Here is a 7,891-nt window from a genome sequence, read left to right as displayed (position 1 = left end):
TGGCCCCGGTGTCGACCGCGCCGGGCCACCAGCGCCGGGGAGCCGGGCGGGCGGTGGTCCGGGCGGTGCTGGACGCCGCGCGGCTGCGCGGGGAGCCGCTCGTCCTGGTGCTCGGGCATCCGGAGTACTACCCGGCCTTCGGTTTCGTGCCGGCGTCGCGGTTCGGGATCAGGCCGGGCTTCGAGGTCCCTGACGAGGCGATGATGGCGCTGGTCCTCGACGGCTCCGTGCCGGTGCCGACGGGCACGATCCGCTATCCGGCGGCCTTCGGGGTCTGACGCGGTGTCCGTCCCGCCGCGCCCCGGGGCGCGGCGGGACGGACATGCCAGCACCCGAAGTGCGGACAAGCGGCTTTTGTACGGCAGACTTGACCGCACTCGAGGGGCCCGGCGCACGAGGCCGGGAACCAAAGCGAAGGATGGGTATGCCGACCACACCAGCCACCGCGGCGCACAGCTCGTCGAACGCCACAGCAGACGCGATCATGCTCGAACTGGTCGACGAGGACGGCACCACCATCGGCACCGCGGAGAAGCTCGCGGCCCACCAGGCCCCCGGGCAGCTGCACCGGGCGTTCTCCGTCTTCCTCTTCGACGAGCAGGGGCGGCTGCTGCTGCAGCGCCGCGCGCTCGGCAAGTACCACTCCCCCGGCGTGTGGTCGAACACCTGCTGCGGCCACCCCTACCCGGGTGAGGCGCCGTTCGCGGCGGCCGCCCGGCGTACCTACGAGGAGCTGGGAGTCTCGCCCTCGCTGCTCGCCGCGGCGGGCACGGTGCGCTACAACCATCCGGATCCGGTGTCGGGGCTGGTGGAGCAGGAGTTCAACCACCTGTACGTCGGGATGGTGCAGGAGCGCCTGCGGCCGGACGGGGAAGAGGTCGGCGAGACGGCCTTCGTGACCGCCGCCGAGCTCGCGGAGCGGCATGCCGCGGCGCCCTTCTCGGCGTGGTTCATGACCGTGCTGGACGCCGCGCGGCCCGCGATCAGGGAGCTGACGGGGCCTTCCGCCGGCTGGTGAAGCCGCACGCGGCCCGCGGGGCGGTCAGGGCTGCGTCCTCAGCGGCAGCGCCGCCCAGATGATCTTGCCGCCGCCCGCGGTGTGCTCCACGTCGCAGGCGCCGCCCGCCTCGGCGGTGATCTCACGCACCAGGAGCAGCCCGCGGCCGCCGGTCTGCGCGTGGTCGGTGACCAGCGCGGTCGGACGGTAGGGGTGGTTGTCCTCGACGGAGACCCTGATCCATTCCGCTCCGACGGCCACCTCGACCGCCAGCTCGGGCGAGAGGAGCGCCGCGTGCCGGACCGCGTTGGTGACCAGCTCGGACACGATCAGCAGCAGACCCTGGAGGATGCCGTCCTCGACGGGCACACCCTGCCGGCCGAGGAGGTCCCGCACGGCGTGCCGGGCCTGCGGTACCGAGACGTCGACGGCGGGTGCGGTGAAGCGCCACACCCCCTCGTACGGCACGGGACGGGCCGGAACACTCCCACGGCTCTCCATAGACCGCCACCCGCTCTCGGCTCGCATGTCACTGACCATCGGGTAACGAGTGTCGGTAAGAGTGTGGTCAGGACCACAGCTCTGATCACAAGTGGCTTCTTATGGAAAGAATTTGTCCGAGCGGGTATGACAGCGTCAGGTGATTGGACTACTTCTCACCCTCTTCGGGCCTCATCCGGTCCCGCCACCGGGCTGACAGCCCGTCCCCGGCCCGCGCCGTTCAGCCGCGGACCACGGTCCGGGCCGTACGGATAGCATCCGGGGCATGGATCCCAGGGAGCAGGCGGCAGGGACGGAGCCGCGGCTGGAGCACACGCTCGCGGACGGCGTCGCCACCGTCGTCATCAGCAACCCCGCCAAGCGCAACGCCATGACCTCGGACATGTGGCGGGCGCTGCCCCTGCTGCTGGAGGACCTGGCCGCCGACGCCGGTGTACGCGTGCTCGTGCTCACCGGCGCCGGCGACACCTTCTGCGCAGGTGCGGACATCGCCTCCCTCCGGGACCCGGGCGGGCGGCCGCAGGCGCTCGCCGTGCGGGCCGAGGAGGCCCTGGCCGCCTTCCCCCGGCCGACGCTGGCCGCCGTACGCGGATACTGCGTGGGCGGCGGCAGCCAGCTCGCGGCCGCGTGCGATCTGCGTTTCGCCGAGGAGGGCGCTTCCTTCGGTGTCACCCCGGCCAAGCTCGGGATCGTCTATCCCTCGTCGTCGACACGCCGGCTGGTCGCGCTCGTCGGGCCGGCCGCCACGAAGTTCCTGTTGTTCTCCGGGGAGCTGATCGGGACGGAACGGGCGCTGCGCACGGGGCTGGTGGACGAGGTCCTGCCGGAGGGCGGGCTGGAGGAGCGGGTGCGTGCGTTCGCGCAGGTACTGGCGTCGCGTTCGCAGCTGACCCAGGCCGCGGCGAAGGAGTTCGCCGACGGCCGCGAGGACCGGGACGCGTACTGGTCGCGGCAGGCACTCGGCAGCGGCGACACCGCCGAGGGGGTCGCCGCCTTCCTGGAGCGCCGCGCTCCCCGCTTCACCTGGACGACGGGGGGCGCCGGTCCCTCGCCTGCTTCAGGATGAACCGGCTCCTGGCCCGCCACTGCTCGACCATGGCCGTCGGGGCCTTGTCCGGTGATCCGCAGTCATAGGGCGGCCGGGGGTCGTACTCGGTCAGCAGCTGGACGTTCCGGGCATGCTCGTCGCCCGCGATCCTGCCCAGCAGGGTGAGGCCCATGTCGATGCCGGAGGAGACACCGGCAGCGGTCACGTACTTGCCGTCGAGGACCACCCGCTCCCCCGTCGGCTCGGCCCCGAAGGTCTTCAGGGCGTCGAGGGCGAGCCAGTGCGAGGTGGCACGCCGGCCGGTGAGCAGTCCGGCAGCGGCGAGCAGCAGGGAGCCGGTGCACACCGAGGTCGTCCAGGTGCTGGTGGCATCGGCCGTCCGCAGCCAGCCGAGCAGTGCCTCGTTCTCCATCTGATCGCTCTGCCCCGGGCCCCCCGGCACGACCACCACATCGGGGGCGGGCACGTCTGCGAGCGCCCGGTCGGCGACGAGCGAGAGGCTGCCGCTGTTGTTGCGCACGGCTCCGGGCCGCTCGGCGACGAGGACGGTCCCGGCGCCGGGGGCCCGGCTGAGCATCTCGTAGGGGCCCACGGCGTCGAGCGCGGTGAAGCGGTCGAAGAGCACGATGGCGATCTGCATGATGTCCCTTTCCTTGCTGCTGTCGTGGTGCGGGCAGGCCTGCTGTCGCGGCGCCGTCCCGTCAGGCGGGCTGGGCGCGGAAGCGGCGCCGGTATTCGGCGGGCGCGGTCCCGAGGGCCTTGACGAAGGCGCGGCGCATCGCCTCCGGGGTGCCGTAGCCGCTGGCGCGGGAGATGCCGGTGATGCCGTCGCCCGTGTCCTCCAGGAGCCGCCGTGCCTGTTCGAGGCGTACGCGTTCGACGTACCGGCCGGGAGTCAGCCCGGTCTCGGCCTGGAACGCACGGGCGAAGTGCCGGGGCGAGAGCCCTGCGCGGGCCGCGAGCGCCTCCACCGAGAGGTCGGCGCCGGGATGCTCGGTGACCCAGTGCTGGACCTCGCGCAGGGGTTCACGTACGGCGGTCTGCGCGATGAGCTGGGCGCTGAACTGCGCCTGGTTGCCGGGGCGCCGCAGGAAGACGACGAGGTGGCGGGCGACGGTGAGCGCCACGTCCCGCCCGTGTTCCTCCTCGACCAGGGCGAGCGCGAGGTCGATGCCGGCGGTGACGCCGGCCGAAGTCGCCAGGCGCCCGTCGCGTACGAAGACCGGGTCGGGGTCCACGCGCACCGCCGGATACGTCCGGGCGAGCGTCTCGCACACGGACCAGTGGGTGGTCACCCGGTGGCCGTCGAGCTGCCCCGCCTCGGCGAGGAGAAGGGCGCCGGTGCACACCGACACCAGGTCCCGCGCCTGCGGGGCGTGCGTGCGGAGCCAGCTGACCAGCTCCGGGTCGGGCGTCCTCGTGCCGGCGCCTCCCGGTACGAGGAGCAGATCGGGCACCGGAACGTCCGCGAGGGCGGCGTCGGGGACGAGTGTGAGGCCGCTGGAGCAGCGGACCGGGGCTCCGTCGAGCGAGGCGGTACGCAGGTCGTAGGAGACCCCGGGGAAGCGGGAGGCGCCGGCGAAGACCTCGACCGGGCCGCTCACGTCGAGGCTCTGGACGCCGTCGAAGAGGACGACGAGTACGGATCGCTGCTTCATGTCCGCCATCCTGGGTGCGCCGCCCGATGGCCGCAATGACGAGTTCCCCACCTTTCCTGCCATCCGGGACTCGCGGCCCTCCGGCGGCCCATCCGGTCCCACCACACGTACCGACCAGTCGGTAACGTGCTGGCATGAGTACTCTTCCCCCGCGCGCCGGACGGCGCTGCCACAACGCGCTCAACCCGCTGCACTCCTGTGTCTACTTCTCCCCCGACCTCGGCAAGGAGTTCGGGGAGGCCGGCGTCGAGGACGGGAGCCGGGTCTACTTCGCCGCGCGCGGCGCGGCTCTGGGTGCCGCCGGGGCGGGCACGGTCACCGCCACCTTCTACAACTTCAACCACGAACTGGTGGCCCGCCATCTGCCCGCCGTCTGGGCGGACATCACTCCTCAGGCCGCGCTCGACGCCCGTCTGCGGGCGGCCGACTCGACGCTGCGCCGGGTGCTCGGCGAGGAGATCATCAGCTCCCCGGAGATGACGGAGGCGGCCGGGCTGGCTCTGCGGGTCGCCGAGGCCTGCACCCGTCACGCCCGTCCGCTGTACGCCGCCCACGCGGACCTGGAGGTGCCGGACCAGCCGCATCTGGCGTACTGGCACGCGGCGACGCTGCTGCGCGAGCACCGCGGCGACGGGCACCTCGCCGCACTGCTCATGGCCGGTCTCAACCCCCTGGAGGCTCTGGTCAGCCACACCGCCACCGGCAAGGGAATGGCACCGCGCTGGCTCATCGCCACCCGTGGCTGGCGCCGCGCGGACTGGGACGCGGCGGTGGAGCGACTGCGCGGCCGGGGCCTGCTGGACGCGCAGGGCGAGCTGACCGATGCGGGCACCGCCCTCAGGGCCGACCTGGAGGAGGCGACGGACCGTATGGACGCCGCACCGTACGAGCACCTGGGCGCCGCGGGTGTGGACCGGCTCACCGAACTGGGCCGCGAATTCCTCTTCACCGCGGCCTCCGCCGGAGCCTTCCCCGGCGATCTGGTCGGCAAGGGCTGAATCCCGCACACGTTCACCACGGGCGGAAGCGGCCAGGCGTTGGTCGCACCCTGCGAAGGAGGCACACCGTGTTCCGTGCGATCGCGAACGCTCCGAGTACCGTCGGCTCGGCCGTCGCCACCGTGGTGACCCTGCCCTTCCGGCTCGTGGCAGGTCTTTTCGGCGGCGCGTCACGCAGCGGCGGGACCCGGCGCGCATGAGTCCGGGCGCCTTCGGCCCGAGCACCTTCGAGAGGACCTGGGGGCCGTGATCGACCAGGTCACGCGACACGGCCCTCGGCAACCCGGCACAATGCAGGCGAAGGGGCCCACCCGGGTGTGGAGCACCCCAGTGGCACAGCCAGCACAGCCAGTACGAGAAGGCGAGTCGGGAAAACCGTGACGACGTCCATCGAAGGCAGGATCGCCGAGGAGCTCGGCGTACGCGAGCGTCAGGTGAAGGCGGCCGTCGACTTGCTCGACGGCGGGTCGACCGTGCCGTTCATCGCGCGCTACCGCAAGGAAGCGACCGAGATGCTCGATGATGCGCAACTGCGCACGCTCGAGGAGAGGTTGCGGTATCTGCGGGAACTCGAGGACCGCCGTGCGGCGGTCCTCGATTCCGTACGTGAACAGGGCAAGCTCGACGCCGCCCTGGAGGCGCAGATCCGGGCGGCCGACACCAAGGCACGGCTGGAGGACATCTACCTCCCGTTCAAACCGAAGCGCCGGACGAAGGCGCAGATCGCACGCGAGGCGGGCCTGGAGCCCCTGGCCGACGGGCTGCTCGGCGACCCGTCCGTCGATCCGCTCACCGCCGCCGCCGCGTTCGTCGACGCCGGAAAGGGCGTGGCGGACCCGGCGGCGGCGCTGGAAGGCGCCCGGGCGATCCTGACCGAGCGCTTCTCCGAGGACGCCGATCTCACCGGCGAACTGCGCGAACGCATGTGGTCGCGCGGCAGGGTCGTCGCGAAGGTGCGGGACGGCAAGGAGGAGGCGGGCGCGAAGTTCGCCGACTACTTCGACTTCGCCGAGCCGTTCACCGCGCTGCCCTCCCACCGCGTCCTCGCGATGCTCCGGGGCGAGAAGGAGGGCGTGCTCGACCTGGTCCTGGAGCCGGAGGAGCCGTCGGAGCAGCCGGGCCCCTCGTCCTACGAGAACATGATCGCCCGCCGGTTCGAGGTCGCGGACCGCGGCCGGCCGGGGGACAAATGGCTGGGCGACACCGTGCGCTGGGCCTGGCGCACCCGGGTCCTGGTGCACCTCGGGATCGACCTGCGGCTCCGGCTGCGTACGGCGGCGGAGGACGAGGCCGTGCGGGTCTTCGCGTCGAACCTGCGCGATCTGCTGCTCGCCGCCCCGGCCGGCACCCGGGCGACCCTGGGACTCGACCCCGGTTTCCGTACGGGGGTGAAGGTCGCCGTCGTGGACGCGACCGGCAAGGTCGTCGCGACGGATGTCATCCATCCGCATGTGCCGGCGAACAAGTGGGACCAGTCGCTGGCCACGCTGGAGCGTCTCGCCAAGGAACACCAGGTCGACCTGATCGCGATCGGCAACGGCACGGCCTCCCGCGAGACCGACAAGCTCGCCGGAGAACTGTGCGACAGGCACCCGGAGCTGAAGCTCACCAAGGTGATGGTGTCGGAGGCGGGCGCTTCCGTGTACTCGGCGTCGGCCTTCGCCTCGCAGGAGCTCCCCGACATGGACGTGTCGTTGCGCGGCGCGATCTCGATCGCACGCCGGCTGCAGGACCCGCTGGCGGAGCTGGTGAAGATCGATCCGAAGTCCATCGGCGTCGGCCAGTACCAGCACGACCTGTCCGAGGTGAAGCTGTCGCGTTCCCTGGACGCGGTGGTCGAGGACTGTGTGAACGGCGTGGGGGTCGACGTCAACACCGCGTCGGCGCCGCTGCTCTCGCGCGTGTCCGGCATCGGATCCGGCCTGGCCGAGAACATCGTCGCCCACCGGGACGCGAACGGCCCCTTCCGCTCCCGCCGCGCGCTGAAGGACGTGGCGCGGCTGGGCCCGAAGGCGTACGAACAGTGCGCGGGCTTCCTCCGGATCCGGGGCGGCGACGATCCCCTGGACGCGTCGAGCGTGCACCCGGAGGCATATCCCGTGGTCCGGACGATGGTGAAGCGGACGGGTGGTGACGTCGCTTCGCTGATCGGCAACACGGACACCCTCCGGTCGTTGCGCCCGGACGATTTCGTGGACGAGAAGTTCGGTCTGCCGACCGTCACCGACATCCTCAAGGAACTGGAGAAGCCCGGCCGCGACCCGCGGCCCGCCTTCCGTACGGCCACGTTCAAGGAAGGCGTCGAGAAGCTCGGCGACCTGGCCCCCGGGATGGTGCTGGAGGGGGTCGTCACGAACGTGGCCGCGTTCGGCGCGTTCGTGGACATCGGCGTCCACCAGGACGGTCTCGTCCATGTGTCGGCGATGTCGCGGACGTTCGTCAAGGACCCGAGGGATGTCGTGAAGCCGGGTGACATCGTGAAGGTGAAGGTCATGGACGTCGACATCCCGCGCAAGCGTGTCTCGCTGTCCTTGCGGCTGGACGACGGGGCGGCGGCGGGCCAGGGCGGCGGGCAGGGCCCGAAGCAGCGCGAGCGGAACCCACAGGGCGGAGGTGAGCGGCCGCCCCGGCAGCGGCAGGATCAGGACGGCCGGCAGGGGGCTTCCGGCCGGCGCGGTGATCGGCGCGC

9 protein-coding genes are annotated in these 7,891 nt (G+C 72.1%); 6 read left to right on the top strand and 3 right to left on the bottom strand.

The genetic code is table 11. The features are described from left to right. On the top strand, nt 1-278 hold a 278-nt coding region (locus VN520_RS05470; RefSeq protein ID WP_325745697.1), incomplete at its 5' end, for an N-acetyltransferase. Between the two features lie 146 nt (nt 279-424). After that, nucleotides 425-1,018, top strand: a complete 594-nt coding sequence (idi, locus tag VN520_RS05465) for an isopentenyl-diphosphate Delta-isomerase (RefSeq protein WP_325745696.1) — start codon at nt 425-427, stop codon at nt 1,016-1,018. A 24-nt stretch (nt 1,019-1,042) separates the two neighbouring features. Here idi and VN520_RS05460 read toward each other — a convergent pair whose 3' ends face one another. Continuing rightward, on the bottom strand, nt 1,043-1,498 hold the full coding sequence (locus VN520_RS05460; protein WP_325745695.1) for an ATP-binding protein: 456 nt from the start codon (nt 1,496-1,498) through the stop codon (nt 1,043-1,045). Nucleotides 1,499-1,763: 265 nt separating this feature from the next. Between VN520_RS05460 and VN520_RS05455 the strand changes: the two genes are divergently transcribed. Continuing rightward, complete coding sequence (locus VN520_RS05455; protein WP_325745694.1) at nt 1,764-2,564, top strand: enoyl-CoA hydratase/isomerase family protein; 801 nt, start codon at nt 1,764-1,766, stop codon at nt 2,562-2,564. Here VN520_RS05455 and VN520_RS05450 read toward each other — a convergent pair. Together VN520_RS05450 and VN520_RS05445 are read right to left on the bottom strand one after the other, a co-directional pair. Continuing rightward, entirely contained in the window at nt 2,518-3,186 is a 669-nt protein-coding gene (locus tag VN520_RS05450) for a DJ-1/PfpI family protein (RefSeq protein ID WP_325745693.1), read from the bottom strand. The two genes, VN520_RS05455 and VN520_RS05450, sit on opposite strands and share 47 nt — an antisense overlap. A 61-nt stretch (nt 3,187-3,247) precedes the next feature. Next, entirely contained in the window at nt 3,248-4,204 is a 957-nt protein-coding gene (locus VN520_RS05445) for a GlxA family transcriptional regulator (protein ID WP_325745692.1), read from the bottom strand. A gap of 134 nt (nt 4,205-4,338) precedes the next feature. Here VN520_RS05445 and VN520_RS05440 point away from each other — a divergent pair, with 134 nt between their 5' ends. The 3 genes from VN520_RS05440 to VN520_RS05430 form a co-directional block, all read left to right on the top strand. Next, nucleotides 4,339-5,202, top strand: coding sequence for an SCO6745 family protein (locus VN520_RS05440; RefSeq protein ID WP_325745691.1), 864 nt, complete (start codon nt 4,339-4,341; stop codon nt 5,200-5,202). Between the two features lie 68 nt (nt 5,203-5,270). Next, nucleotides 5,271-5,402 carry an LPFR motif small protein gene (locus VN520_RS05435; RefSeq protein ID WP_325745690.1) on the top strand — a complete coding sequence of 44 codons (132 nt, stop codon included), beginning with the start codon at nt 5,271-5,273 and terminating at the stop codon, nt 5,400-5,402. Nucleotides 5,403-5,579: 177 nt separating this feature from the next. Continuing rightward, the coding region (locus tag VN520_RS05430; RefSeq protein ID WP_325745689.1) for a Tex family protein at nt 5,580-7,891 on the top strand (2,312 nt) is incomplete at its 3' end.

It is taken from the genome of Streptomyces sp. (genome assembly GCF_035563135.1).
Taxonomy (GTDB): Bacteria; Actinomycetota; Actinomycetes; order Streptomycetales; family Streptomycetaceae; genus Streptomyces.
Note: the sequence above shows the minus strand (reverse complement) of the source record. Positions and strands in the feature narration are given on the sequence as shown.